The sequence below is a fragment of the Burkholderia arboris genome (genome assembly GCF_902499125.1).
Classification (GTDB): Bacteria; Pseudomonadota; Gammaproteobacteria; order Burkholderiales; family Burkholderiaceae; genus Burkholderia; species Burkholderia arboris.
In genome coordinates, this window is the sequence record NZ_CABVPX010000005.1 from 307,693 (window position 1) to 331,560 (window position 23,868).

The 23,868-nt window shown below is 69.2% G+C and carries 23 protein-coding genes and 1 pseudogene; 16 read left to right on the forward strand and 8 right to left on the reverse strand.

The features are described 5' to 3' along the window. The first annotated feature begins 6 nt into the window (after positions 1–6). The 4 genes from BLA15945_RS09025 to BLA15945_RS09040 are packed head-to-tail and all read left to right on the forward strand — an operon-like array spanning position 7 to position 4,957. Positions 7–516 carry a sigma-70 family RNA polymerase sigma factor gene (locus BLA15945_RS09025; RefSeq protein ID WP_059234910.1) on the forward strand — a complete coding sequence of 170 codons (510 nt, stop codon included), beginning with the start codon at positions 7–9 and terminating at the stop codon, positions 514–516. A gap of 3 nt (positions 517–519) precedes the next feature. Continuing rightward, positions 520–1,506 carry a FecR domain-containing protein gene (locus BLA15945_RS09030; protein ID WP_174992086.1) on the forward strand — a complete coding sequence of 329 codons (987 nt, stop codon included), beginning with the start codon at positions 520–522 and terminating at the stop codon, positions 1,504–1,506. Between the two features lie 54 nt (positions 1,507–1,560). Then, complete coding sequence (locus BLA15945_RS09035; protein WP_174992087.1) at positions 1,561–4,128, forward strand: TonB-dependent siderophore receptor; 2,568 nt, start codon at positions 1,561–1,563, stop codon at positions 4,126–4,128. 55 nt (positions 4,129–4,183) lie between these two features. Beyond that, positions 4,184–4,957 carry a hypothetical protein gene (locus BLA15945_RS09040; RefSeq protein WP_174992088.1) on the forward strand — a complete coding sequence of 258 codons (774 nt, stop codon included), beginning with the start codon at positions 4,184–4,186 and terminating at the stop codon, positions 4,955–4,957. 15 nt (positions 4,958–4,972) lie between these two features. Here BLA15945_RS09040 and BLA15945_RS09045 read toward each other — a convergent pair whose 3' ends face one another. Next, positions 4,973–5,863 carry a LysR family transcriptional regulator gene (locus tag BLA15945_RS09045; protein WP_174992089.1) on the reverse strand — a complete coding sequence of 297 codons (891 nt, stop codon included), beginning with the start codon at positions 5,861–5,863 and terminating at the stop codon, positions 4,973–4,975. A 112-nt stretch (positions 5,864–5,975) separates the two neighbouring features. Here BLA15945_RS09045 and BLA15945_RS09050 point away from each other — a divergent pair, with 112 nt between their 5' ends. Beyond that, entirely contained in the window at positions 5,976–6,401 is a 426-nt protein-coding gene (locus BLA15945_RS09050; protein WP_059234901.1) for a VOC family protein, read from the forward strand. A 130-nt stretch (positions 6,402–6,531) separates the two neighbouring features. Beyond that, complete coding sequence (locus BLA15945_RS09055) at positions 6,532–7,116, forward strand: flavin reductase family protein (RefSeq protein WP_174992090.1); 585 nt, start codon at positions 6,532–6,534, stop codon at positions 7,114–7,116. A 39-nt stretch (positions 7,117–7,155) separates the two neighbouring features. Here the strand turns inward: BLA15945_RS09055 and BLA15945_RS09060 are convergent, their stop codons facing one another. Beyond that, the gene (locus BLA15945_RS09060; RefSeq protein ID WP_174992091.1) at positions 7,156–8,052 is read right to left on the reverse strand and encodes a LysR family transcriptional regulator; all 897 of its coding nucleotides are present in this window, start codon (positions 8,050–8,052) and stop codon (positions 7,156–7,158) included. 97 nt (positions 8,053–8,149) lie between these two features. On the opposite strand from BLA15945_RS09060, the gene BLA15945_RS09065 reads away from it, so the two are divergent. Genes BLA15945_RS09065 through BLA15945_RS09075 form a run of 3 tightly spaced genes read left to right on the forward strand, consistent with a single transcriptional unit; the run spans position 8,150 to position 11,158 of the window. Then, complete coding sequence (locus tag BLA15945_RS09065) at positions 8,150–9,448, forward strand: CitMHS family transporter (protein ID WP_059234895.1); 1,299 nt, start codon at positions 8,150–8,152, stop codon at positions 9,446–9,448. A gap of 40 nt (positions 9,449–9,488) precedes the next feature. Next, positions 9,489–10,847 carry an acyclic terpene utilization AtuA family protein gene (locus BLA15945_RS09070; protein ID WP_174992092.1) on the forward strand — a complete coding sequence of 453 codons (1,359 nt, stop codon included), beginning with the start codon at positions 9,489–9,491 and terminating at the stop codon, positions 10,845–10,847. Further along, entirely contained in the window at positions 10,847–11,158 is a 312-nt protein-coding gene (locus BLA15945_RS09075; protein ID WP_059236821.1) for an AtuA-related protein, read from the forward strand. The genes BLA15945_RS09070 and BLA15945_RS09075 overlap by 1 nt, the downstream gene beginning before the upstream one ends. Positions 11,159–11,194: 36 nt before the next feature. On the opposite strand, the gene BLA15945_RS09080 is transcribed toward BLA15945_RS09075, so the two are convergent. The 3 genes from BLA15945_RS09080 to BLA15945_RS09090 form a co-directional block, all read right to left on the reverse strand. After that, on the reverse strand, positions 11,195–12,016 hold the full coding sequence (locus BLA15945_RS09080; RefSeq protein WP_174992093.1) for a carbon-nitrogen hydrolase family protein: 822 nt from the start codon (positions 12,014–12,016) through the stop codon (positions 11,195–11,197). Between the two features lie 266 nt (positions 12,017–12,282). Beyond that, positions 12,283–13,110, reverse strand: a complete 828-nt coding sequence (locus tag BLA15945_RS09085; RefSeq protein ID WP_174992094.1) for a helix-turn-helix transcriptional regulator — start codon at positions 13,108–13,110, stop codon at positions 12,283–12,285. Between the two features lie 107 nt (positions 13,111–13,217). Further along, positions 13,218–14,021, reverse strand: coding sequence for a helix-turn-helix domain-containing protein (locus tag BLA15945_RS09090; RefSeq protein WP_174992095.1), 804 nt, complete (start codon positions 14,019–14,021; stop codon positions 13,218–13,220). Between the two features lie 106 nt (positions 14,022–14,127). Between BLA15945_RS09090 and BLA15945_RS09095 the strand changes: the two genes are divergently transcribed. Together BLA15945_RS09095 and BLA15945_RS09100 are read left to right on the forward strand one after the other, a co-directional pair. After that, the gene (locus tag BLA15945_RS09095; protein WP_174992096.1) at positions 14,128–14,883 is read left to right on the forward strand and encodes a hypothetical protein; all 756 of its coding nucleotides are present in this window, start codon (positions 14,128–14,130) and stop codon (positions 14,881–14,883) included. A gap of 56 nt (positions 14,884–14,939) precedes the next feature. After that, positions 14,940–15,764, forward strand: coding sequence for a hypothetical protein (locus BLA15945_RS09100; RefSeq protein ID WP_059234887.1), 825 nt, complete (start codon positions 14,940–14,942; stop codon positions 15,762–15,764). Positions 15,765–15,806: 42 nt separating this feature from the next. On the opposite strand, the gene BLA15945_RS09105 is transcribed toward BLA15945_RS09100, so the two are convergent. Continuing rightward, the gene (locus BLA15945_RS09105; RefSeq protein ID WP_059234885.1) at positions 15,807–16,736 is read right to left on the reverse strand and encodes a phosphatidate cytidylyltransferase; all 930 of its coding nucleotides are present in this window, start codon (positions 16,734–16,736) and stop codon (positions 15,807–15,809) included. Positions 16,737–16,777: 41 nt separating this feature from the next. Beyond that, positions 16,778–17,410 (reverse strand): lysophospholipid acyltransferase family protein, encoded by a 633-nt coding sequence (locus tag BLA15945_RS09110; protein ID WP_174992097.1) that lies wholly within the window; start codon positions 17,408–17,410, stop codon positions 16,778–16,780. Positions 17,411–17,867: 457 nt separating this feature from the next. On the opposite strand from BLA15945_RS09110, the gene BLA15945_RS09115 reads away from it, so the two are divergent. From BLA15945_RS09115 to BLA15945_RS09130, 4 genes are read left to right on the forward strand one after another with little or no spacing between them, the layout of a single operon-like run. Continuing rightward, entirely contained in the window at positions 17,868–18,473 is a 606-nt protein-coding gene (locus BLA15945_RS09115; protein ID WP_059234883.1) for a CDP-alcohol phosphatidyltransferase family protein, read from the forward strand. 59 nt (positions 18,474–18,532) lie between these two features. Further along, on the forward strand, positions 18,533–20,302 hold the full coding sequence (locus BLA15945_RS09120; protein WP_174992098.1) for a bifunctional alpha/beta hydrolase/class I SAM-dependent methyltransferase: 1,770 nt from the start codon (positions 18,533–18,535) through the stop codon (positions 20,300–20,302). Further along, positions 20,299–21,699, forward strand: a complete 1,401-nt coding sequence (locus BLA15945_RS09125) for a phosphatase PAP2/dual specificity phosphatase family protein (RefSeq protein WP_174992099.1) — start codon at positions 20,299–20,301, stop codon at positions 21,697–21,699. The genes BLA15945_RS09120 and BLA15945_RS09125 overlap by 4 nt, the downstream gene beginning before the upstream one ends. Beyond that, positions 21,699–22,151, forward strand: coding sequence for a hypothetical protein (locus BLA15945_RS09130; RefSeq protein ID WP_174992100.1), 453 nt, complete (start codon positions 21,699–21,701; stop codon positions 22,149–22,151). The genes BLA15945_RS09125 and BLA15945_RS09130 overlap by 1 nt, the downstream gene beginning before the upstream one ends. Before the next feature lie 16 nt (positions 22,152–22,167). On the opposite strand, the gene BLA15945_RS09135 is transcribed toward BLA15945_RS09130, so the two are convergent. Continuing rightward, positions 22,168–23,190: a sensor domain-containing diguanylate cyclase gene (locus tag BLA15945_RS09135; RefSeq protein ID WP_407045092.1), complete on the reverse strand. Its 1,023-nt coding sequence runs from the start codon at positions 23,188–23,190 to the stop codon at positions 22,168–22,170. Between the two features lie 464 nt (positions 23,191–23,654). Here BLA15945_RS09135 and BLA15945_RS09140 point away from each other — a divergent pair. Continuing rightward, positions 23,655–23,868 (forward strand): annotated as a pseudogene (locus tag BLA15945_RS09140) (hypothetical protein); the annotation flags it as partial.

Genomic DNA, 23,868 nt, shown 5'->3' on the forward strand with positions numbered 1-23,868 from the left:
CCGGCCATGTCCGCTGACAAGCTGTCTCTCCATCGAGAAATCGACGCCCTCTATGCCGGCCATCACGCGTGGCTGCGCGGCTGGCTGAGCCGGAAGCTCGGTTGCGCGCACCGCGCGGCCGATCTGGCGCACGACACCTTCATGCGCCTGCTTGCACGCGACGAGCCGATCGGCGCCGACGAGCCGCGCGCGTTCCTGACGACGGTCGCGCAGCGCGTGTTGAGCAATCACTGGCGGCGCGAGCAGATCGAGCGTGCGTATCTCGACGTGCTCGCGCAGCGCCCGCAGACGTATGCGCCGTCGCCGGAAGAGCGGGCTGTCGTGCTCGAGACGCTGCTCGAGATCGACCAGCTGCTCGACGGCCTGCCGCTCGCGGCGAAGCGCGCGTTCCTGCTCGCGCAGCTCGACGGGCTCACGCAGGCCGAGATCGCGCGCGAACTCGGCGTGTCGCTCGCGACGGTGAAGCGCTATCTCGTGAAGGCCGGCACGCAGTGTTTCTTCGCGATGGCGGCCTGACCGATGGCCGCCCCGGCAGCGCCGGCGGTCCCGCCGCACGTCGCGCGTCGCGCAGTCGAATGGTGGGTCGACGGGCAGTCCGGCCGTCAGGACGAAGCGTTCGCCGCGGCGCTCGCGCGCTGGCGCGCGGAGGATCCGTCGCACGACGCGGCCTGGCGTCATATCGAAACGATGCAGGGCCGCTTCGGCCGGCTCGCGGCCGGGCTCGACCCGCAGGCCGCGCACGCGGCGCTGCTGCCGCCGCGTGCGAGCCGCCGCCGCGCGGCCGTGAAGGCGCTGGCCGTGCTGCTGTTCGCGGGCGGCGCCGAGTGGATGGCCGAGCCCGCGCGGCGTGCGGCGATCTGGCCGGCCGACCTGCGCACGGCGGTCGGCGAGCGGCGCACGGTGACGCTCGCGGATCGCACGGTCGTCGTGCTCGATACCGACACGGCGCTCGACGTGCGTTTCGACGACGCAGCGCGCCACCTGCGCCTGCTGCGCGGCACGATCATGGTGACGAGCGGCCACGACGATCGCGTGCCCGCGCGGGCGCTGGTCGTGGCGACCGCGCAAGGCGAGTTGCGGCCGCTCGGCACGCGCTTCGCGGTACGGCAGCGCGACGATGCGACGCGCATCGAGGTATTCGCCGGCGCCGTGCGCGTACAGCCGGCCGACGGGGCGGCCGGCGCGCGCGTGATCGCGGCGGGACAGGGCGCGGAGTTCACGCGCGACGCGATCGATGCACCGGCGCCGCTCGATCCGTATGCGTCCGCGTGGACGGGCGGCATGCTCGTCGCGTCGCGGATGCGGCTGGCCGATCTCGTCGCCGAGCTCGACCGTTATCGCCGCGGCACCCTGCGTTGCGATGCTGCCGTGGCCGACCTGCGCGTGTCGGGCACCTTTCCGCTCGACAATCCCGCACGCGTGCTCGACACGTTGAAGGCGACGCTGCCGATCGACGTTACCTACCTGACGCGTTACTGGGCGACCGTCGTGCCGGCCCGTTCGTGAGCTCATCGAAAAAAACTTTCGCCGGCCTGAGCTGTTTCTCGATGTTCGCGTGACATGGGTATTGAAAGCAGCACTGGCCCATCGCCCACCGACTCTTCGATCATGGTTTCCATCCGCCTCACGTATCGGCGCCGTCCGGCGCCCGCCCGTCACCTGCCGCGCGCATCGCGCCCGGCCGCGCCGGGCTGTCTTGCATGCCGACTGGCCGGCGCCGTCCTGCTGTCGGCGCTGCTGCCGCTCCCCGCGCTGGCCGACACCGGCGCCGACGCGGCGCCCGCCGCGCAGCGTGCGTCACGCCGCGCGTTCGACATTCCGGCCGGCCAACTCGAAGCGGCGCTGAACCGGTTCGGGCGCGAGGCGGGCATCCTGCTCGCGTTTCCGGCCGAGATGACGGCCGGACTGACGAGCGGCGGCGTGCGCGGCCGGTTCGACGTCGACGGCGCGTTCGACCGCCTGCTGGCCGGCACGGGGCTCGTCGCGCTGCGCCAGCCCGGCGGCGGCTACACGCTGACGCGCGCCGGCGGTTCGGCGGCCCGGCCCGTGGCGGCGGGCGCCGCGCCGGCCGCCGAGTTGCCGGCGATCGACGTGCGCACCAGCGCGTTGCGTGCCGAAAGCTATCGCGCGCCGAAGGAAGCCGGCGTGCTGCGCTCGGAGATTCCGTTGCTCGACACCGCACAGGCCGTCAACATCGTGCCCGCGCAGGTATTGCGCGACCAGCGGCCGCGCAATCTCGACGACGCGCTCGGCAACGTGAGCGGCATCACGCAGGGCAACACGCTCGCGGGCACGCAGGACACGATCATGAAGCGCGGCTTCGGCGGCAACCGCGACGGCTCGATCATGCAGAACGGCATGCCGCTCGTGCAGGGCCGTGCGTTCAACGCGGCGGTCGACAGCGTCGAGGTGCTGAAGGGGCCGACGTCGCTGCTGTACGGGCTGATGGATCCGGGCGGCATGATCAACGTCGTCACCAAGCAGCCGCAGCTCAAGCGTTACAACGCGATTTCGCTTGGCGCGTCGACGGTCGGGCACGGCAAGAACGGCGGCAGCGCGACGTTCGATTCGACCGGGCCGGTCGGCGATTCGCGACTCGCGTACCGGCTGATCGTCGACCAGTCGAACGAGCAGTACTGGCGCAACTTCGGCGAGAACCGGCAGACCTTCGTCGCGCCGTCGCTCGCATGGTACGGGCGCGATACGCAGGTCGCGGTGTCCTACCAGTACCGCAAGTTCCATTCGCCGTTCGATCGCGGCACCGCGCTCGATCCGCGCACCAATGCGCCGCTCGACATTCCCGCGCGGCGGCGGATCGATGAGCCGTTCAACAACATGGACGGCGAATCGCATCTCGCGCAACTGACCGTCGATCACCAGTTCAACGCGGACTGGAGCGCGCACTTCGGCTACAGCTACAACCGCGAGACCTACGACGCGAACCAGTTGCGCACGACGGGCGTCGATCCGGTGAAGGGCACGATGACGCGCAGCAACGATGCGACGCACGGCTCGCTCAGCACCGACAGCTACGGGATCGGCTACGTGAACGGCAAGCTGACGCTCGCGGGGATGCGGCACGACGTGCAGGTCGGCTTCGATACCGAATACCGCCGCATCTATCGCAAGGACATGCTGCGCCAGGCCGTGAAGACGCCGTTCAGCTATGTCGATCCGGTGTACGGGCTGCTGCCGCCGTCGAGCACGGTGTCCGCGAGCGACAGCGACCAGACCGACACGCTGCACGATGCGTCCGCGTTCTTCCAGGACACCGTTCACCTGACCGACAAGTGGATCGTGTCGGGCGGGATCCGCTACATCACGTACAACCAGGTCGCGGGGCGCGGCCGGCCGTTCAAGGCGAACACCGACCTCAGCGGCTCGAAGTGGCTGCCGCGCGCGGGCATCGTCTACAAGTGGACCGATGCGTTCTCGCTGTACGGCAGCTATTCGCAGTCGCTGAAGCCGTCGTCGTCGATCGCGCCGATGACGGGCTACATCATCGACGGCGCGACGCCGCCCGAGGAAGCGACCGCGTGGGAAGTGGGCGGCAAGCTCGACCTGCCGGGCGGGATGACCGGCACCCTTGCGCTGTTCAACATCGACAAGAAGAACGTGCTCGTGTCGCAGTACAACGACGCGACGAAGCTGACCGACTGGCGCACGTCGGGCAAGGCGCGCTCGCGCGGTGTCGAGCTCGACGTGTCGGGCAAGATCGGCGAACGCGTGAACGTGATCGCGAGCTATGCATACATCGACGCGAAAACGACCGAGGATCCGCTGTATGCGGGCAACCAGCTGTGGAACGTCGCGCGCCACACCGCGTCGCTCGCGGCCGTCTACGACTTCGGCACGGTGACCGGCGGCGACGACCTGCGCATCGGTGCGGCCGCGCGCTATGTCGGCGCACGGCCCGGCGATTCGGCGAACAGCTTCACGCTGCCGTCGTACGTGCTCGCCGACGCGTTCGCGACCTACGACACGCGGATCGGCAAGCAGAAGCTGTCGTTCCAGCTCAACGTGAAGAACCTGTTCAACCGCACCTACTACCCGTCGAGCGCGAACCGTTACTTCGTCGCGATCGGCGACGCGCGACAGGTGTCGCTGCTGACCACGCTGCAGTTCTGACCATGCACTTGCCGCGCGGCCGCCATGCCGGCGTGCGGCGTCGGAGAACCCCCGGATGAACCTGAAGATGAAGACCGGCGCCGCGCGCGCCGTTGCCGACGGCGCACGGCGCCGCGCATTGCGCGCGATCGCGGGCTCGGTGCTCGCACTGTCCGCTGGCCTCGGCGCCGGCGTCGCGACGCCCGCGTGCGCCGCCGATGCGCCGCCGGCGGTTACGCGCGTCGCGATGCTCGTGCAGTTGCGCGGCCCGAACCTGAAGGTCGACGAACGCATCAGCCAGCATCTCGGCGAACGCGGCTACGCGGTGCGCCTGATCGACGAGTCGGCCACGCCCGATGCGGCGCGCGACGCCGACGTGATCGTGATCTCGTCGACGGTATCGTCGAAGAACGTGCGGCCCGGCTGGCGCACGCTCGACAAGCCGCTCGTCACCTGGGAAAACGACCTGCTCGACGATCTCGCGATGACGGGCAAGCGGCACGACGTCGACTTCGGCGAAACCGGCAAGGAGCGCTACCTGTGGCTCGTCAATGCGCCGCATCCGATTGCGGCCGGCTTGCCGGCCGGCGCAATCAACGTGTACGGCAAGCAGGCGCCGATGAGCTGGGGCAAGCCGGGGCTCGGCGCGATCACGATCGCGACCGTGTACGGGCAGCCCGACAAGGCCGCGATCTTCGCGTACGAGAAGGGCGCGACGATGGACTACGAAGCACTCGCGCCGGCGCGGCGCGTGATGTTTTTCCTCGACAACGACACGTTCACGAACCTGTCGCCGGCGGGCGTCGCATTGTTCGACGCGGTGCTCGACTGGGCGGCCGGGCGGCGCTGAGCCGCCACGCGCAGGTCAGGCCGGCCGCGGCGGCGCGCCGACCCGCGACGCGTCTTCGATCAGTTGCGCCAGCTGCTGCGCAGGTTCCGACATCGTGCGCCGCGCGCGATGCACGAGCCCGATGTCGCGGTGGAACGTGTGATGCCCGAGGTCGATCGCGCGAACGCCGGCGGGCCAGCGGCGATACACGGCGGTCTGCGGCACGATCGCGACACCCACGCCGTTCTCGACCAGCTTGACGATCGCATCGAGTTCGTCGAGTTCGCAGGTGTCGCGCACCGCGATGTGCATCTTGCGCAGAAAGCGATCGACCTGGCGGCCGCCGAACGACGCGCGGTCGTAGCGGACGAACGGCTCGCTCGCGAGCAGCTCGGCCCAGTCCTTGCCTTTCACGCCGCGCGGCACGATCAGCCGGAACGGTTCCTGCGCGAGCGTCGTCCAGTGCAGGTCGCTCTGCAGCGAAAACGGCGGGCGGATGATCGCAGCCATGTCGATCTCGCCCGCATCGACCCGGTTGACCAGCTCGATCGACAACCCCGGGATCACGCGTGTCCGGCACGCGGGATGCCGGCGATGGAAATCGGCCAGCGCGGCCGGCAGCAGCGCGCTCTGCACCGACGCGATCGCGCCGATCGTCACGCGCACGGCGGCGGGCGAGCCGGGCGCCGTCGAGCTCAGGTTCTCGTACAGGCCGATCAGCGCCTGCGCCTGGTCGAGCACGTGATGACCCATCTCGTTGAGCCGCGCCGACCGGCCTTGCCGGTCGAACAGCGCGAAGCCGAGCTCGGCCTCGAGGCGTTGCATCTGCGCGCTGACGGCCGCCTGCGTGAGCCCGATACGATTGCCGGCGGCGGCGAACGTGCCTTCCCGGGCGACGGCGACGAGGGTTTTCAGCTCGCGGATCATTCATCAATTCCGTTTGTGAATCGCGAAATTATATATTGATTTAATTTTTGCTTGACCTTGTCTACCATGGTGCCGTCCTCGCGCCACGCGAGCGTTCCTTCACGAGGCAACCATGAGTCTTTCCCCGTTTCACCTGGCAATTCCGGTCTACGACCTGCCGGCCGCGCGCGATTTCTACGGCCGCGTGTTCGGGCTGGAAGAGGGGCGTTCGAGCGCGCAGTGGGTCGACTTCGACTTTTACGGGCACCAGCTCGTGATCCACGCGCATCCGAAGACCGCGTCGCAGGAAGGCGCGCACACGAATGCGGTCGACGGGCACGACGTGCCGGTGCCGCATTTCGGGATCGTGCTCGACTGGCCGAGCTGGGAAGCGCTGGCCGAGCGGCTGCGCTCGTTCGGCGTGACCTTCGTGATCGAGCCGTATGTGCGCTTTCAGGGGCAGGTCGGCGAACAGGCGACGATGTTCCTGTTCGACCCGTGCGGCAATGCGCTCGAATTCAAGGCGTTCCGCGACATCGGCCAGCTGTTCGCGAAGTGACCGGCGGCGCCGTCAGCGCCGATTGAATTTGGGTGCGAGAATGCGGCCTCCGGCACGTGCGCGCAGGTGCGCCGGCCGGCGCCGCGCCGCACGGCATCCGTCCGTGCGCGCCGTTCTCCAAGGAACCCGTATGGACCGTCACATCGCTCCGGTGGAGCTGAAGAAAGCCTACCGTCTCCTCAACCACGGCCCGACCGTGCTCGTGTCGGCCCGTCACGGCGGCGTCGACAACGTGATGGCTGCCGCGTGGGCGTGCGCGCTGGACTTCCTGCCGCCGAAGCTGACGGTCGTGCTCGACAAGTCCGCGAAGACGCGCGAGCTCGTCGAGCGCAGCGGCACGTTCGCGATCCAGGTGCCGACGGCCGCGCAACTGCAGCTCACGCATGCGGTCGGCAGCCACAGCCTCGCGGAGCGGCCCGACAAGCTGCGCGAAGCGGGCGTCACGCTGTTCGACGTCGAAGGGCATGACCTGCCGTTCGTCGCCGGCTGCTCGGGCTGGCTCGCGTGCAAGCTGATTCCCGAGCCGCACAACCAGCAGGCCTACGACCTGTTCATCGGCGAAGTGGTTGGCGCATGGTCCGATACGCGCGTGTTCCGCGACGGGCACTGGTATTTCGAATCGGCCGATCCCGCGCTGCGCAGCCTGCACTACATCGCGGGCGGCAATTTCTATGCGATCGGCGAATCGCTGCACGTCGATCCGGACGCGCAGTAAGCGCCGGGCGACCGGCCATTCCCCATCAGGGCGCGCGATTCACGCGCGCTTTTTCAATTCCGCGAGCAGGGTTTCGGCGAACGCCTGCGCGACGCGCGGCAGCGTGCGCCCGCGTTTCGTGACGAGCGCGATCGGCCGCACGAACGCGGGATCGTCGATCGGCTTCGCGACCAACTCGGGCTCGGCGCGCACCTCGCGCGCGGTCGCGGGCAGGATCGTCACGCCGAGGCCACCACGCACCATCGCGACGGCCGTCATCATGTAGGTCGGTTCGCACGCGATGTCGGGCGTGCAGCCGGCCGCCTCGAGCGCGGCATCGACGACGCTGCGCACGCTGGTGCCTTGCGCGGTGAGCACGAGCGGCACGCCCGCGACGTCGGCGGTGGTGACGCGACGCTTGCGCGCGAGCGGATGATCCTTCGGGCACACGGCAACGAGCCGGTCGGTGCCCGCATACAGCACCTCCAGCGACGCATCGAACGTGTCGCCGCCGGTCAGCCCGAGATCGGCTTCCTCGTTGCGCACGAGCGCGGTGACGAGACTCGCGACGCCATCGCGGATCTCGAAACCCGCGCGCGGCACGTCGCGCCGGAACGACTTGATCAGCTCGGGCAGCATGCTGGATGCAAAGGTCGGCAGGCACGCGAGCCGCACCGTGCCGCTCGTGCCTTCGCCGAGCGCGCGCGCATCGCGCAGCACGCGCTCCATGTCGTCGAGCGAGCGCTGCAGCAGCGGCAGCAGTTCGCGCCCGGTCTGCGTGAGCGCGACGCTGCGGCTGTTGCGGTCGAACAGGCGCGCGCCGACGATTTCCTCGAGCCGGCGGATCTGCACGGTCAGCGCCGGCTGCGACAGGTGCAGGCGCGCGGCCGCGCGCGTAAAGTTGCCGGCCTGCGCGACGGTGACGAACGCGCGAATGTCGCGAAGATTCAGATCCATAACGGTTCGTGATTGCTGCGATCAAATCATTTCAATTGTGCTATCGCTGCGCCGACCTTACGCTCGTCTCCAACAAAAGACAAGGTAGGAGACACGGATGCTGCCGTTACTCGGGCTTGGCACGATCGTCGTGCTGCTGGCCGCGATTCTGTCGAAGCGGATGTCGCCGCTCGTCGCGCTGATCATCGTGCCGATCGCCGCGTCGCTGATCGGCGGCTTCGGGCTGCACACCAGCAAGTTCGTCGTCGACGGACTGAAGGGCCTCGCGCCCGTCGTCGGGATGTTCGTGTTCGCGATCCTGTATTTCGGGACGATTACGGATGCCGGCACGCTCGACCCGATCATCGACCGGATCCTGCGCGCGGTCGGCACGCGGCCGACGCGCATCGTGATGGGCACGACGTTGCTCGCGCTGCTGATCCACCTCGACGGCTCGGGCGCCGTCTGCTTTCTCGTGACGATTCCGGCCGTGCTGCCGCTGTACGACCGGCTGAAGATGGACCGGCGCGTGCTGGCCGCCGCCGTGTCGATGGCGGCGGGCATCAATTTCCTGCCGTGGACGGGGCCGATGATCCGCGCGTCGGCGTCGCTGCACCTGCCGGTGTCGGCGCTGTTCAATCCGCTGATCCCGGTGCAGGCGATCGGGCTCGCGTTCGTGTTCGGCGTCGCGTACTGGCTCGGGCGGCGCGAGGAGAAGCGGCTCGGCCTGTCGCGCGGCGATGCGTCGATCCCGCTGCCGACACGCGAACTGACGCCCGACGAACTGGCGCTGCGCCGGCCGCATCTGTTCTGGTTCAACCTCGTGCTGACGCTCGTCGTGCTCGGCACGATGGTCGTGATGGGCGAGAAGATCCCGCCCGCGATCATGTTCATGGTCGGGCTGTGCATCGCGCTGATGGTGAATTATCCGGACGTCGACATGCAGCGAAAGCGCATCGACGCGCATGCACGCGCCGCGCTGATGATGGCCGGCATCCTGCTCGCGGCCGGCGTGTTCACGGGGATCATGCAGGGCAGCGGGATGCTGAAGGCGATGGCGCAGGCGGCGGTCGGCTTCGTGCCGCCGTCGATGGCCGGCCACATTCCCGTGGTGCTCGGCCTTGCGTCGATGCCGCTCAGCATGCTGTTCGACCCGGATTCGTTCTACTTCGGCGTACTGCCGGTCATCGCGGAAGTGGCCGGCCAGCTGGGCGTGCCGGCCGTTCAGGTCGGACAGGCCGCGCTGCTCGGCCAGATGACGACCGGGTTCCCGGTCAGTCCGCTGACGCCCGCGACGTTCCTCGTCGTCGGCCTGTGCGGCATCGAGCTGGCCGAGCACCAGAAATTCACGTTTCCGCTGCTGTTCGGCGCGTCAATCGTGATGACGATCGCATGCGTCGTGCTGGGCATCTTTTGATTTTTACCGGCGGCGCAAGCCGCCGGACGACGGGACGGACATGACAGCAAAGCAACCTGAACGGCGCGTGCGCATCGGCGCGGGCGCCGGCTACTCGGGCGACCGGATCGAGCCCGCGGTCGAGCTGGCCGAACACGGGCAACTCGACTATCTCGTGTTCGAATGCCTGGCCGAGCGCACGATCGCGATCGCGCAGCAGGCGCGGCGCAAGGATCCGGCGCTCGGCTACGACCCGTTGCTCGACGCGCGGATGCACGCCGTGCTGCCGGTCGCGGCGGCGAAACGCGTGCGCATCGTGTCGAACATGGGCGCCGCGAACCCGCGCGCGGCGGCGCGGCACACCGCGCAGATCGCGCAGTCGCTCGGTATCGCGGGGCTGAAAGTCGCGGCAGTCGAAGGCGACGACGTGCTCGACGTCGTGCTGCGCGGCGCGTTCCGTTTCGAGGAGTCGGGCGACGAAGTCGCCGCGTATCGCGACCGCATCGTGTCCGCGAATGCGTACCTCGGCGCCGCGCCGATCGTCGACGCGCTCGCGGCAGGCGCGGACATCGTGCTGACCGGGCGGGTCGCCGATCCGTCGCTGTTTGCCGCGCCGCTGATCCACGCGTTCGGCTGGCGGATGGACGACTGGGACACGCTCGGGCAGGCGACCGTCGTCGGCCATCTGCTCGAATGCGCCGGGCAGGTGACGGGCGGCTATTTCGCGGATCCCGGCTACAAGGACGTGCCGAACCTGGCGCGGCTCGGCTTCCCGATCGGCGAAGTCGCGGCTGACGGTTCGGTCGTGATCACGAAGGTGCCGCACGCGGGCGGCCGCGTGAGCGCGGCGACCTGCAAGGAACAGCTGCTCTACGAGATTCACGATCCGGCGCGCTATCTGCAACCCGATGTCGTCGCCGATTTCACGCATGTGGCGGTTGCCGAGGAGGCGGCCGACCGCGTGCGCGTGACGGGCGGCCGTGGAAGCGCGCGACCCGATACGCTGAAGGTGTCGGTTGCTTACGTCGACGGCTGGATCGGCGAAGGCCAGATTTCGTACGGCGGGCCGGGCGCGCTCGAACGTGCGCGCCTCGCGCGCGACATCGTCCGCGAACGGCTGGCGCTGACCGGCGTCGCGGCGACCGAGTGGCGCTTCGACCTGATCGGCATCGATTCCCTGTATGGCGACGCAACGCCGGCCGAGCGCGGCGAGCCGGCCGAGGTGCGCGTGCGGGTGGCCGGCCGTACGGCGAGCGCCGCCGAAGCCGCGCGGATCGGCAATGAAGTCGAGACGCTCTATACGAACGGGCCGGCCGGCGGCGGCGGCGCGTTCAAGTCGGCACGCGAGGTGATCGCCGTGCAGTCGGTGCTGCTGCCGCGTGCGGCCGTGACACCGTCGTTTTCATTCGTGGAGGCATGATGCAACTGCGTGAACTCGCGCATGCGCGCACCGGCGACAAGGGCAATACGCTGAACGTATCGGTCATCTGCCGCGATCCGCGTCATTTCGATCATCTGCGCGCGCATCTCGATGCGCAAGCGGTGAAGGCATGGCTCGCGGGCATCGTGCACGGCGACGTCGTGCGCTACGAACTGCCGGCGCTCGGTGCATTCAACTTCGTGCTGCGCGATGCGCTCGGGGGGGGCGTGACGCGTTCGCTCGCGCTCGACGCGCACGGCAAGTCGGTCAGTTCGGCGCTGCTGGCGATCGAGGTGCCCGATCCGGCGTGACGCGTGGCGTCGCCGCCGCGGGCAGGCAGGTGCGGGTCACGGAATCAGCAGCTCGCGACGTCCGTTCGCGTGCTCGATGCGTTCGCCAGCGATATGCAGGCGCTGATCTCGCCGATAGTCGTAGACCGCGCGCGATGCGGCGAGCTGGTCGAAGTCGAGTTCGAGCGCATGACGCGATTCGGTGTTGCCGGCTTCGAACATCACGTTGCCGTACGGATCGACCGCGAGGCTGCCGCCCGCGAACACGACGTCGTGCGTGCTGTCGCCGACGCGATTGGCGACTGCCGCGAACACCTGGTTCTCCATCGCGCGCGCCGACACCGACGTGCGGTGGACGTTGCGGTACGGCTCCATGTTGCCGTCGGTCACGAGGATCAGCTGGGCGCCGAGCGCGGCGAGTGCGCGGCCGGTTTCCGGGAATTCGCTGTCGTAGCAGATCAGCAAGCCGATCCGGACGCCGCGCCATTCGACCGTTGCGTAGCGGTCGCCCGGCAGCACGACGCCGTGCTCGCTCACCCACAGGTGCGTCTTGCGATAGCGCAGCGCGATGCAGTCCGGCGTGACGAACACGGTCGTGTTGTAGAAGCGTCCGCCGTCGTTCTCGATCAGCCCGACCACAACCGCCACGTCGCGTGCGCGCGCAGCCGCAATGACCGCGCCGACGCTCGGGCCGTCGAGCGGCTCGGCGACTTCCGCGAGATTCGACGGATCGAGGAAGCCGGTGAGCTGCGCTTCCGGAAACATCACGATGTCGGTGCCGGGCGCGCAGGTCGCGATGGCGTCGAGCGTGCGCTGCAGGTTGTAGTGCGTGTCGCCGTCGCGGCCGGCGAGCTGGACGATGTCGAGCTTCAGTTTCATGGGCGGTTTCGGGGGCAGTGGCCCGTCGCGACACGCGGCGGAGCGGTTGGAAACAGGGCCTAGTATGCGCCGATCCTTACGGTTTCCCATCCCGCCGACGCGTTAACCCGTCGGGGGTATTGAACTCGCGACAGGTATCGACGGAGGCGTGAACGGATACGGAAATCAGTGGCTGCCGGAGGGCGTCGTGAACGGGCGAGTACCGACCGAATCCGCAAGGACGCCCGGACGGCGCGGTCGATAGACGGGATCGGCGCGCGATACGCTCAGCCGTCGATCAGCGCCCAGTCGAACAGCGCGCTGCGCGTGCGCACGCCGAGCTTCGCGAACGCGCGCTTCACGTAGGTTTCGGCGGTCGAGTGGCGGATGTCGAGCAGGGTTGCGGCTTCCGGCACCGAGCGGCCGCTCAGCAGAAGCTTGCAGATTTCCTGCTCGCGGCGCGACAGGCGCACGTCCTGGCGCGCGATGCGCGTGTCGAAGCCGTGATGCGACGGCGCGTGGCTGGCCGCCGGCGCGATGCGGCGCGCGGCGCACGAGCGCGCATGCATTTCGAGCAACGGGAACAGCAGGTCGGCCATCTGCCGCAGGTGGAACAGCTCGTCGCGGCTGAATGCGGCCTGGCCGGTCGAGCGCGTGACCGACAGCGCATACTGGACGTTCGCATTGCCGTGCACGAGCATGCATTCCTGCGTGACGCGCTGTTCGTCGAAGAAGCGCCGGCGGAAATCGCCGTCGGGCAGTCCGCCGACGTGCCGCTGCAGCAGCAGCGTGCCGGTCGTGCCGCGCACCGGCTCGATGAGCGGATCGGTTTGCCAGAAATCCAGATAGTACGCATCCATCAGCGCGCACAGCTCCTGATACCGGTCACCCCAGCTCCCGAGCCATTCGATCAGATAACCCGACGCGGCGCCCGGGTCGGGCCGCCAGCGTTCGAGATGGATCGCGTCGGTGACGAGGCTCTCGTTGACGAAGCGGGCGACGGCATCGGCGAACCCGGCGGTGCCGGCCGCCCGGATCGTATTGCCGAGTGTCTGCGGCCGCACGCCGATGACAGGGCCGGCGTGGCCGGGTGAAGCGGGTGGAGAGAGGTGCATCGCGGGGTGCCCGGGAGGCTGAACGATACGCGAACCTTACGCGAGCGGCGTGCGGACGTCAGCCGGGGATTGCCCGCGTCTGGGCCAGATCGCGGCGGCGCTGCGCATCACGCATCGGTCTGCGCCTTCAGGAACAGCGAAAACAGTTCCGACTGCGAATTGATCGAGAGCTTGGCGTAGATGTTGCGCCGGTGCACCTTGACGGTTTCCGCCGAGATTTCCAGCTTGTTTGCGACTTCCTTGTTCGAGCGACCGCTCAGGATCAGCCGGATCACGTCGAGTTCGCGGGCGGTGAGCGGGGTGCCGAGCCTGGCCATCGCGTGCTCGAAGCGGTGACTCGCGTCAGCACCGGCGCTGGCCGGGCGCGACGGCGCGGATTCGGCGGGTGTCCGCTCGTACGCGAGGCGCTGGCGCATCAGCGCGACGATCCACGGCCGCACCAGGTCGAGCAGTGCCACTTGTTCGGGGCTGAAGCGCCGCTTGCTGCCGAGCGACAGGCACAGCGTGCGCGTGTCGTCGAGCACGACGTTGAACTGCACCTCGTCCTCGACGACGTTGTGCGTGAAATAGCGCGTGTAGTACTCGGTGTCGCGAAAGCACTCGGGCGCGACGTCGGACAGCCGGAACAGGCCGCTGGCCGGCGCATCGCGGTTCGCGATGTAGAACGGATCCAGCAGGTACAGGCCCTGCACGTAGTCGCGAAACAGCGGGTCGGGGCCGCCGCCTTCGTACGCGCATTCGGCGAACACCAGCGGGCGGCCGTCGCCGAACATCAGCGCCACCCAGCTGTCGACCGCGACGTATTCCTCGATCAGCCGGATCAGCGACAGCCAGAAGCCCGGCTGGTCGAGCGACTCGATGAGCCGCCCGACCGAGCGGTGCCAGGCGACGTCCTGCAAGGTCAGGTTCATGCGTGTGTCCATGTCGGGCCGGCGATTCGACGCTTGCGGTGCCGCGCCGTGCGTGTACGCTACGGCCTCGCGGACCGATTCCCGCGTGCATCGAACGGAGCCTGGAGTGAAGAACGAGATCGTAACGCCGGCCGGCGCGAATGGCGAGGGCATGCGTCGCGGCCGGTGCGCGGCACTCGCCGTGGGCGCCGGGCTGGCGTGCGCGGGCGTGCTGGCCGCGCAATCGGCGGCCGCTGCGCCGCCGGCGTCGTGCAACGCGCAATTGACGGCGCTGATCGTACCGGCGCTGCGGCAGACCGCGATGGCGCGGCACGACATCCATGCCGACGTGGACGAGCGCAACGGCCATCTCTACCGCATCCGGCTGTTCACGGTGCCCGACCATCCGGGCACGCCCAATCGCGAAGCGACGATCGGCTGGGTGACGCTCGATACGCAGGCGATGCGCGCACTCGACATCACACGCGATCCCGACCGGCCGGACGTGCTGAAGATCGACAGGCGCGCGCTGTCGCGTGCCGTGTCGGCGTGCGATGCGCCGGCTGCGCCGGTGCGCGGTGCCGTCGATTGCGACGCGCTGAACCGCCGCGCACAGGGGCAGGGTGATTTCGTGACGGGTAGCGACGCCGGGCGTGTCGTCACCGGCAAGGGGCGCCTGCCGTTCTTTTCCGCGCCGGACGACGCATGCCGGATCGACGGGCTGTTCATCGTCGAGCACGACCACGTCGATGCGCGGACCGAATATGGCCGTTTCACGTCGATTGTCTACCTGAATCCGCGCACGCGCGGCATGGCCGAGGGATGGGTGTCAACCGCGCGGCTGAAGCCGGACGGCACCGGCATCGCGCCACGGCAACCGTGATCGGGCGCGCCCGCAACCATTCACCGCCCATCCTTCCGACCAGAACGAACCTCGTCATGACAGTCCCGCACCGGAACACACGTCTCAAGCCGCTCGCGGCTTCGCTCGCTGCACTGGGTGCACTCGCGGTACTGACGGCGCTCTCCGCGCTGTCGCCCGTTTATGCCGTCGAGCCGGCCCAGCCCGACCATCAACTGAAGACCTTCATCCACGACACTTACGGCAACTGGCGTGCGGACCGCAAGGGTTGGCAGGCGGACGGCGACGATTTCATCTACGCGCCGTGCGGCTCGCTGCGCGTCGCGACCGCGGACGGCGCGCGCACGCTGCTCGCGGTGTGCGGCGAAACCGAAGCGGCCGTGCAGAACGGAACGCCGGGCATGGATGCGGACGCGTCGACCGGCACGATCGACCTGTACGTGCTGAAGCCGACGGCCGACGGCAAGACACTCGAGCCGGTCGTGAAGAAAACGGAGATCGCGTCGGGCACGCGCGGCGAGCCGGGCACGGTGCGCATCGAGCGGCTCGGGCCGCACGTGTTCGGGTTCGTCATCGGCGAACGCGACATGCGGCAAGGCTATACGCAAAGCTTCCGCTCGATCTGGCTGCCGTACGGCAACGCGCTGGTGCAGGCGGCGGCGCGCATCGACGAGGCGCTCGACAACGCGGAGTCGACCGAATGTGCGAACGCGCACGCTCGCTGCGAGGAGCGCCGCTTCGAGATCGTGCCGGACCTGACCGGCACCGGCGACGTCTATCCGCTGACGGTCAGCGAAACGGGCACGCGCGGCGACAAGGCCATCCGCGCACGCCATACGGTGACGTTCGACGCGGCACGCGGCCGCTACGTCGTGCCGAAGGCATTGCGCGACGGCTACTGAGCCGTCGCGCGCGGGAACGGGCGGCGTGGCGCCGCCCGTGCATCACACGTACAGATAGCGTACGAGGTGGAAGAACACCGGCGCGGCGAAGCAGATCGAGTCGACGCGATCGAGCATCCCGCCGTGGCCCGCGATCATCGAGCCCCAGTCCTTCGTGCCGAGCGAGCGCTTGACGGCCGACAGCACGAGCCCGCCGACGAAGCCCGCGATCACGATCGCGAGCGAGATGCCGAAGGCCGCGCCGAAGCTGAACGGCGTCACGCGATACAGCGACGCGCCGCACAGCGTGGCCAGCAAACCGCCGCCGACGAAGCCTTCGATCGTCTTCGACGGCGACAGCTGCGGCGCGATCTTGCGGCGCCCGAACAGCTTGCCGACCACATATTGCAGCACGTCGCTGATCTGCACGACGAACAGGAAGAAGAACAGCAGCAGCGCGTTCTGCCCCGCGTAGCGCGGAATATCGAGGATCAGCACGGCCGGCGCATGGCTCAGGCCGTACACGCACACCATCAGCGCCCAGTTGATCTTCGCGTTGCGGCTCAGGAATTCGCGCGTGTCCTGCGTGAGCGCCGAGACGAGCGACATCGCGAAGAACAGGTGCACGGGCACGAAGATCGAATACATCCCGTACCAGTTGATCCCGAGCAGCAGGTACTGCACGGGGATCGCGACGAAGAACGCGATGAAGAGCGTCGTGTGGTCGCTCGCGGTGGTCGGCGTGAGCGTGATGAATTCGCGCAGCGTCAGGTACGACAGCAGCGCGAACACGAGATACGTGACGTTGTTGCCGAGGCCGATCGCGATGGCCATGATCGCGATCATCGCCCACCACGCGCGGATGCGCTGGTTCAGGTTGACGATGGTCGAGCTCTGGCCGCCGCTGCGCGCGCCGAGGATCGCGCCGATCACGGTCGCGACGACGAGCACGCCCGTGACGCCCGCGACCAGTTCCCAGAAGATGGTTCGCATTGTTGTTGGTATCCGGAAAAAGGGAGAAAAGGGCGGCGCGTTCAGCCGGCGGGCCGCTGCGGCGGCGCGAGCGCGACGACCGCGTCGCGCATGCGGGCGAGGAAGGTCGGCTTCTCTTCCTGGTCGCCGAGCGCGTCGTTCGCCCCGAAATGCACCTTGCAGATCAGCGGCACGGGCCAGATCGCGCCCTTCGGCATGATGCGCTGCAGGTTCTCGAGGTAGACGGGCGCGAGCGCGACGTCCGGGAATTCGGTCGCGAGATGGAACAGTCCGCTCTTGAACGGCTGCGGCAGCACCTCGGCGCCGCGCGTGCCTTCCGGGAAGATGATGATCGAATGGCCCTGCCGCAGCGCGTCGCGCACGGGGTCGAGCGGGTCGCCGCCGGATTCGCGGTGGCGGTCGATCAGCACGACGTTCAGCAGCTTCTGCGCGATGTGCCGCTTCATGTCGCTGCTGTCCCAGTAGTCGCGCGCGGCGACCGGCCGCACGACCGCGCGCACGTTGCGCGGCAGCGCGGCGAGGATCGCGAGCGTGTCGATGTGGCTCGTGTGATTCGAGAAATAGATTTTCTGCGTCGGGGACGGCGGCGCCTGATGCCAGACCGGATACGCGCCGGCGACGAGTCGCACGATGGACAGCAGGAAGTCGCGCTGCCAGACATTGAGGATGTTCATCGGCGCGGTGCCTCCTGCCTGCATGCCCGGCCCGCTGCGCAAGCGCGGCGGGCGGAACCCCGGAATGCCGGCGCGGCAGGATGCGCGCCGGACGGCTCTTGTTTAAATTTTTTCAAATTCGTGGCTGCCTGTCGCAGGTCCGCGATAATCGGACGATTCGCCGTCGCACGCTGTTGCGTCGCGGCGAATGCGCCGGTCGGCGGCGTGATAATCGGCTGTTGCACGAGTGCCCGTCTGCAGTTCGAATGGATCTCACCGCGATCGGGCCAGCGGATTATCGCGAGTTTCGCTGAAAAACGCCAGATTCGCGCCGCGCGGGCGTGCCGGGCCGCAGGCTTGACGCATCGGGGCCGCTCGGCGACGATTAGGGCCGTCCAATGAAGGCTGACGAAGGCCGTTTCGCCGCCCGGGGCATGGCGGCGGGAAACGTATCCGACTGTGCCGCGCAAATAAAACGATGAGCCTCTACGCACTCAAACCCAAATTCCAGAACCGTCTGCGCCCGTTCGCGAATTCGCTCGCCGAACGCGGCGTCACGGCCAACCAGGTCACGCTGTTCGCGGCCGGCGGCTCGATCGTCGTCGGCGCGCTCGCCGGCCTGGGCGTGTTCGCCCGTGCGCTGTTCCTGCTGATTCCGCTGTGGCTGTTCGCGCGGATGGCGCTCAACGCGATCGACGGGATGCTCGCGCGCGAGCACGGGCAGAAGAGCACGCTCGGCGCGTACCTGAACGAGCTCGGCGACATCGTGTCCGACGTCGCGCTCGTGCTGCCGTTCCTCGCCATGTCCGCGTTCGCTCCGGCGGACGTCTGGCTGTTCGCGCTGACGGCGGTGATCGTCGAATGCGCGGGGCTGATCGGCCCGCTCGTCGGCGCGACGCGCCGCTACGACGGCCCGTTCGGCAAGAGTGACCGGGCGCTGGCCCTCGGCGCGTTCGCGCTGTGGATCGGCCTCGGATTCCCGGTCGGCAGCGTCGCCGCGTGGCTGTGGCGGCTGCTGATCGTGCTGTCGATCGTGACGGCGGTGCGGCGCGTACGGGCCGGGATCGCCGAAGCGGGCGGCTGATGGCCCGGGCGCCGGAGGGCGGCGCCACACAATTCGAATAACGAAACGAGAGAAATCGCATGAGCGCACGCACGGCACGTGAGGCCGACTTCATCACGCACGACGGCGAAACGCTGTTCTATCGACACTGGCCCGCAACGGCACCGCATTGCCGCGGCGCCGTCGTGCTGCTGCATCGCGGCCACGAACATTCGGCGCGCGTCGCGCACCTCGTCGACGAGCTCGACCTGCCGGATTTTGCATTTTTCGCGTGGGACGCACGCGGTCACGGCCGCTCGCCGGGCGCGCGCGGCTACAGCCCGAGCGCGGCCGCGTCGGTGCGCGACCTGCAGACCTTCGTCGAACATATCCGCGACACGCACGGCATCGCGATCGAGGACATGGCGGTAGTCGGCCAGAGCGTCGGCGCGGTGCTCGCGGCCACCTGGGCGCACGACTATGCGCCGCCGATCCGCGCGCTCGTCGTCGCGTCGCCGGCATTCCACATCAAGCTTTACGTGCCGTTCGCGCGGCCGGGGCTGCGGCTGATGCACAAGCTGCGCGGGCTGTTCTACGTGAACAGCTACGTGAAGCCGAAATTCCTCACGCACGATCCCGAGCGGATCGCGAGCTATGCGTCCGATCCGCTGATCACGCGGCCGATCGCGGTCAACATGCTGCTCGACCTGCACGACACCGCGCAGCGGATCGTCGCCGACGCGGCCGCGATCACCGTGCCGACGCAGTTGCTGATCTCGGGCGCCGACTGGGTCGTGCATCGCGGCCCGCAGGATCGTTTCTTCGAACGGCTCGGCGCGGCGCGCAAGGAGCGCATCGTACTGCCGGGCTTCTATCACGACACGCTCGGCGAACGCGACCGCGCACAGGCGCTCGCGCCGCTGCGCGCGTTCGTGCTGCGCGAGTTCGACGCGCCGAGCCCGCGCGTGTCGCTCGCCGATGCCGACCGGCGCGGCGCGTTCCACGACGAATACGCGGCGCTCGGCCGGCCGCCCGCGAACGTATTCGCGCGGGCGTACTGGGCGCTCACGCGCGCCGGCCTGAAGGCAGGCGGCGCGCTGTCGGACGGCATCGCGCTCGGGCTGCGGCTCGGCTTCGATTCGGGCTCGACGCTCGACTACGTGTACCGCAACCGTGCGCAGGGGCGGCTCGGCGTCGGCGCGCTGATCGACCGCACGTATCTCGATTCGCCGGGCTGGATCGGCATCCGCCAGCGCAAGGTGCATCTGCAGGAACTGATCGGCACGGCGATCGGCCGCCTGCGCGGGCACGGCTCGCCGGTGCGGATCGTCGACATCGCGGCCGGTCACGGGCGCTATGTGCTCGACGCGATCGCGTCGGCCGCCGAGCGCGACGGCGCGGCGCCCGACGACATCACGCTGCGCGACTACAGCCCGCCGAACGTCGAGGCCGGGCGCGTGCTGATCGCGCAGCGCGGCCTCGAGCCGATCGCGCGCTTCGAGCGCGGCGACGCATTCGACGAGACATCGCTCGCGACGCTCGAGCCGCGCCCGACACTCGCGATCGTGTCGGGCCTGTACGAACTGTTTGGCGAGAACGCGCTGATCGAGCGCTCGTTGCGCGGGCTCGCGCAGGCCGTGCCGCCGGGCGGCTATCTCGTCTATACCGGGCAGCCGTGGCATCCGCAGCTCGAATTCATTGCGCGCGCGCTGAACAACCACCGCGGCGAGGCGACCTGGGTGATGCGCCGCCGTTCGCAGGCCGAGATGGACGAGCTCGTCGCGCGTGCAGGCTTCCGCAAGCTCGAGCAGCGGATCGACGAGATGGGCATCTTCACGGTCAGCCTCGCGCAGCGGGTCGACGCGTCATGAGCGCGCTCGGCGGCGGCGCGGGCGGCCTTGCCGAACCGGCGGCCGGCGCGCGCGACGCGTCGTTCGCACTGCGCTTCGGCTGGCTCGCGGCGATGGGCGCGGTGTTCTTCTCGACGTACGGCTTCGCGAACTGGCTCGCCGCGCGCCGCGCGGCAGTGCCGACGTTCGCGTTCGGCTGGGAGCATGCGATCCCGTTCGTGCCGTGGACCATCGTGCCGTACTGGTCGATCGACCTGCTGTATGCGCTGTCGTTCTTCTTCTGGACGCGCCGCGCCGATCTGCTCGATCACGTGAAACGGCTGCTGACGGTGCAACTGGTGTCGGTCGCCTGCTTCATCGTGTGGCCGCTGCGTTTCGGGTTCGAGCGGCCCGACGCGGGCGGCGTGGCCGGCGCGCTGTTCACGCTGCTGATGGGCTTCGACAAGCCGTTCAACCAGGCGCCGTCGCTGCATATCGGCTTGCTCGTCGTGCTGTGGGCCGTCTACGCGAAGCACCTGCGCGGCACGTTCGCGCGCGCCGTGCTGCATCTGTGGTTCGCGGCGATCGGCGTATCGGTGCTGACGACCTACCAGCACCACGCGATCGACGTGCCGACCGGCGCGGCCGTCGGTTGTCTCGCACTGTTCCTGTTTCCGCTGCGCGATGCGGCGGGCCGCTTGCCGGGCGCCGACGCGTCGCCGGGCGCGGCCGGCCGCGCGCTCGCGCGGCGCTATGCGCTCGGCGCCGCACTGGTGGCGCTGGCGGCCCTGTGGTGCGTGCCGCGCGCGCCGGGCTGGGCGCTGGCGGCAGGGTGGATCGCGCTGGCGCTGGCGTGCGTGGCATGGGTCTACCGGCGTGGCGCGCCCGGCGCATTCCAGAAGGATGCGCACGGCCGGTTGCCGGTCTTCGTTCGCTGGCTGCTCGCTCCGACGATTGCCGGTGCGTTCGTCAATTCGCGGCTGTGGACGTTCCGGCAGCCGGCGCCGGTGCGGATCGACGCACGCGTGTCGATCGGCCGTACGCCGACGACGCGCGACCTCCGGCGCCACGGTTTCACCGCGCTGGTCGACCTGACTGCCGAGATGCCGCGCTGGGCGGCGGCCGATGCGTCGCTCGCGTATGCGTCCGTGCCGCAGCTCGATCTGGTCGCGCCGACGCCGGCGCAGCTCGCGCAGGCCGTCGCGGCGCTCGAACGCCTGCACGGGGACGGGCGCGACGTGCTGGTCTGCTGCGCGCTAGGCTATGGGCGCAGCGTGCTGTGCGCGGCCGCGTGGCTCGCCGCGCGGCGCGGGCTGGGCGATGCGCGCGACGCGCTGGCGGCGGTGCGCGCGGTGCGGCCGCATGCGGTGTGGTCGGATGACGGCGTGGGCGTGCTGCAGGACTGGATCGATCGCCGTCGCGACATGGGACGGGCGTGATGCGCGATCCGTCCGCTCCCTTCAGGATTGCCGCCGCGCGCGGCGCGCTCGATGCGGGTGCATGGGCGATCGCGGCGGCGCTGGCCGCGGCCGGCGCGGGCTGGTGGATCGCGGCGGGCTGGGCGCCGGCGACGCTCGCCCGCGGGCTGCTGGCCGTCGTCAGCTCCGGGTCGGGGATTGCGGCGTTGTGGTACGCGGTGCGCATCGCGATCGACCGCCGGCTGTTCGCGGCGCTCGCGCGGGCGGCCGCGGGCGACGGGGCGCTCGACGACGGGCTCGAGGCGCTCGACCGCGCGCTCACCGATCTCGGCTGGATCGACGCGACGAAGGCCGGGCGCGCGCTCGACGCGCGCGTGCGCGGTGCGGTCGGGCTGTGCCGTGCCGGCGTGCTCGTCGCGATCGTGCAGTGGCTCGTGGTCGGGATCGCGCTCGCGGTGCCGCTGACCGGCTAGCGTCGCCCGTCAGGCGTTACGCGTGCGCGGTGCGCTGCGACCGCGTCCGCTTGGCTTCGTACATCGCCTGATCGGCGTGCTCGATCAGCGCGTTCATGTCGGTGCCGTCTTCCGGCAGCATCGCGATTCCGACGCTGACGCCGAGCCGCAGCGCGTGCCCCTCGAATTCGAACGGTTCGCCGACCTGCCGCGCGAGCCGCGTGCTTTGCGCGTGCGCATCGTCGCGGGTGCCGATGTTCGGCAGGATCACCGCGAATTCGTCGCCGCCGACGCGCGCGACCGTGTCCGAGCGCCGTACCACCCCCTGCATCCGCGTAGCGATCTCGCGCAGCGCGGCGTCGCCCGCGCGGTGGCCGAACCCGTCGTTGATCGGCTTCAGTCCGTCCATGTCGATGTTGAGAATGCCGAGCCGGCCGTTTGCGCGCAGCGCCGTGTGCATCGACTGGCGCAGGCGGTCGTAGAACAGCGCGCGGTTAGGCAGGCCCGTGAGCGCGTCGTGCGTCGCGCGCAGGTACAGCTCGTTCGCCTCGTTGCGCGCCGCGTGGAACATCGCGGCGGCAATCAGGTCGGCCATCAGCCGCAGCGTGCCGGCGTCGGCCTGCGAGAAGCCGTCGACGTTCGGCGACATCACCTTCAGCACGCCGACCGTCGTGTCGGCATGCGTGAGCGGCATCACGAGCATCGAGCGCAGGCCGACGCGGCGGCACGCGTCGCGATCGACGCGCGGGTCGATTTCCGAATCGACGCAGTGCAGCAATTCGCCTTGCTGCACGCACAGGCCCGACAGGCTGCCCGAGCGCCGCAACCGCAGCCCGAGCATCCCGGCAGCCGTGCCCGACGCGGCGCGGTACACCATGTCGTCGCCTTCGGCGAATTCGACCGCGGCGGCGCTCGCGCCGGTGAGCTGCGGCACCTGCTCGGCCACGTAGGCCATCACGCTGCCGAGGTCGAGACCGAGTTTCGCGATTTCGGTCTGCGTCGCGATGATGCGCAGCAGCGTGTCGGAGGAAGGGGGGGCGGGGTCGATGATTTGATTCAAGTCAGTTTTCCGTGAAAGAAAGCACGTCCGGCGTCGCGGGTTTGCGGTAGCATACGCGCCGCTCCGCGGCAGCGCGTTCCGGGCGGTCTGCAACGGACCGCCGCACCGCGCCGGCAGTATGCCGTTCGACCCGTCTGGCGACAACGGCGCAATTCTTACCATTCGTACCGCATGCGCAGCATTTCCGACCGGATTGAGGTTTTTTTCGCTTCGCCGTCGCGAAGCGGCGTTAGTTTTGTCCCATTTTTGAGATAGTGTGACGAATGCGCGTGCGCCAGTGCCAGGCGCGCGGAGCACGACGACGGCCATGAAAGGATTTGCCGCGTCGTTTCGATAAATGCATCAGGCCAGTTCGCCATATGAGGGGAAGCAGTGGGGATGTGCACTCACGGGCATAGCTGCTTAGCGCGCGTCGGTTCCGACACGCTTGATGACCGGATCAGCCAGACGAAACGGAGGGGCGCATGAAGCCGTCCGCGTCGCTGCTCGTCCTGTCGGTCGCCATGGTTGGCGCTTTCCACACGGCCGCGTTGTCGGCCGCGCCGATGCCGGCAGTGCCGGCCGTCGCGTCAGGCCCCGGTCCCGGTCAAGCGGCGCCACCTGCCGAGGCAGCCGCGCCGACGCTCGCGGCTGCGCCGCCGGCGGCCAGCGCGCCGCTGCCGGCTTGCCGAACGCGCC

Bases quoted from the DNA above. Each gene is read 5' to 3' on its own strand.
- BLA15945_RS09025 (WP_059234910.1), top strand. From the start codon at position 7: ATGTCCGCTGACAAGCTGTCTCTCCATCGAGAAATCGACGCCCTCTAT.
- BLA15945_RS09090 (WP_174992095.1), bottom strand. From the start codon at position 14,021: ATGAACCTGACCTTGCAGGACGTCGCCTGGCACCGCTCGGTCGGGCGG.
- BLA15945_RS09125 (WP_174992099.1), top strand. From the start codon at position 20,299: ATGAGCGCGCTCGGCGGCGGCGCGGGCGGCCTTGCCGAACCGGCGGCC.
- BLA15945_RS09120 (WP_174992098.1), top strand. From the start codon at position 18,533: ATGAGCGCACGCACGGCACGTGAGGCCGACTTCATCACGCACGACGGC.
- BLA15945_RS09065 (WP_059234895.1), top strand. From the start codon at position 8,150: ATGCTGCCGTTACTCGGGCTTGGCACGATCGTCGTGCTGCTGGCCGCG.
- BLA15945_RS09035 (WP_174992087.1), top strand. From the start codon at position 1,561: ATGGGTATTGAAAGCAGCACTGGCCCATCGCCCACCGACTCTTCGATC.
- BLA15945_RS09105 (WP_059234885.1), bottom strand. From the start codon at position 16,736: ATGCGAACCATCTTCTGGGAACTGGTCGCGGGCGTCACGGGCGTGCTC.
- BLA15945_RS09100 (WP_059234887.1), top strand. From the start codon at position 14,940: ATGACAGTCCCGCACCGGAACACACGTCTCAAGCCGCTCGCGGCTTCG.
- BLA15945_RS09110 (WP_174992097.1), bottom strand. From the start codon at position 17,410: ATGAACATCCTCAATGTCTGGCAGCGCGACTTCCTGCTGTCCATCGTG.
- BLA15945_RS09045 (WP_174992089.1), bottom strand. From the start codon at position 5,863: ATGATCCGCGAGCTGAAAACCCTCGTCGCCGTCGCCCGGGAAGGCACG.
- BLA15945_RS09115 (WP_059234883.1), top strand. From the start codon at position 17,868: ATGAGCCTCTACGCACTCAAACCCAAATTCCAGAACCGTCTGCGCCCG.
- BLA15945_RS09060 (WP_174992091.1), bottom strand. From the start codon at position 8,052: ATGGATCTGAATCTTCGCGACATTCGCGCGTTCGTCACCGTCGCGCAG.
- BLA15945_RS09075 (WP_059236821.1), top strand. From the start codon at position 10,847: ATGCAACTGCGTGAACTCGCGCATGCGCGCACCGGCGACAAGGGCAAT.
- BLA15945_RS09040 (WP_174992088.1), top strand. From the start codon at position 4,184: ATGAACCTGAAGATGAAGACCGGCGCCGCGCGCGCCGTTGCCGACGGC.
- BLA15945_RS09055 (WP_174992090.1), top strand. From the start codon at position 6,532: ATGGACCGTCACATCGCTCCGGTGGAGCTGAAGAAAGCCTACCGTCTC.
- BLA15945_RS09050 (WP_059234901.1), top strand. From the start codon at position 5,976: ATGAGTCTTTCCCCGTTTCACCTGGCAATTCCGGTCTACGACCTGCCG.
- BLA15945_RS09080 (WP_174992093.1), bottom strand. From the start codon at position 12,016: ATGAAACTGAAGCTCGACATCGTCCAGCTCGCCGGCCGCGACGGCGAC.
- BLA15945_RS09070 (WP_174992092.1), top strand. From the start codon at position 9,489: ATGACAGCAAAGCAACCTGAACGGCGCGTGCGCATCGGCGCGGGCGCC.
- BLA15945_RS09085 (WP_174992094.1), bottom strand. From the start codon at position 13,110: ATGCACCTCTCTCCACCCGCTTCACCCGGCCACGCCGGCCCTGTCATC.
- BLA15945_RS09030 (WP_174992086.1), top strand. From the start codon at position 520: ATGGCCGCCCCGGCAGCGCCGGCGGTCCCGCCGCACGTCGCGCGTCGC.
- BLA15945_RS09130 (WP_174992100.1), top strand. From the start codon at position 21,699: ATGCGCGATCCGTCCGCTCCCTTCAGGATTGCCGCCGCGCGCGGCGCG.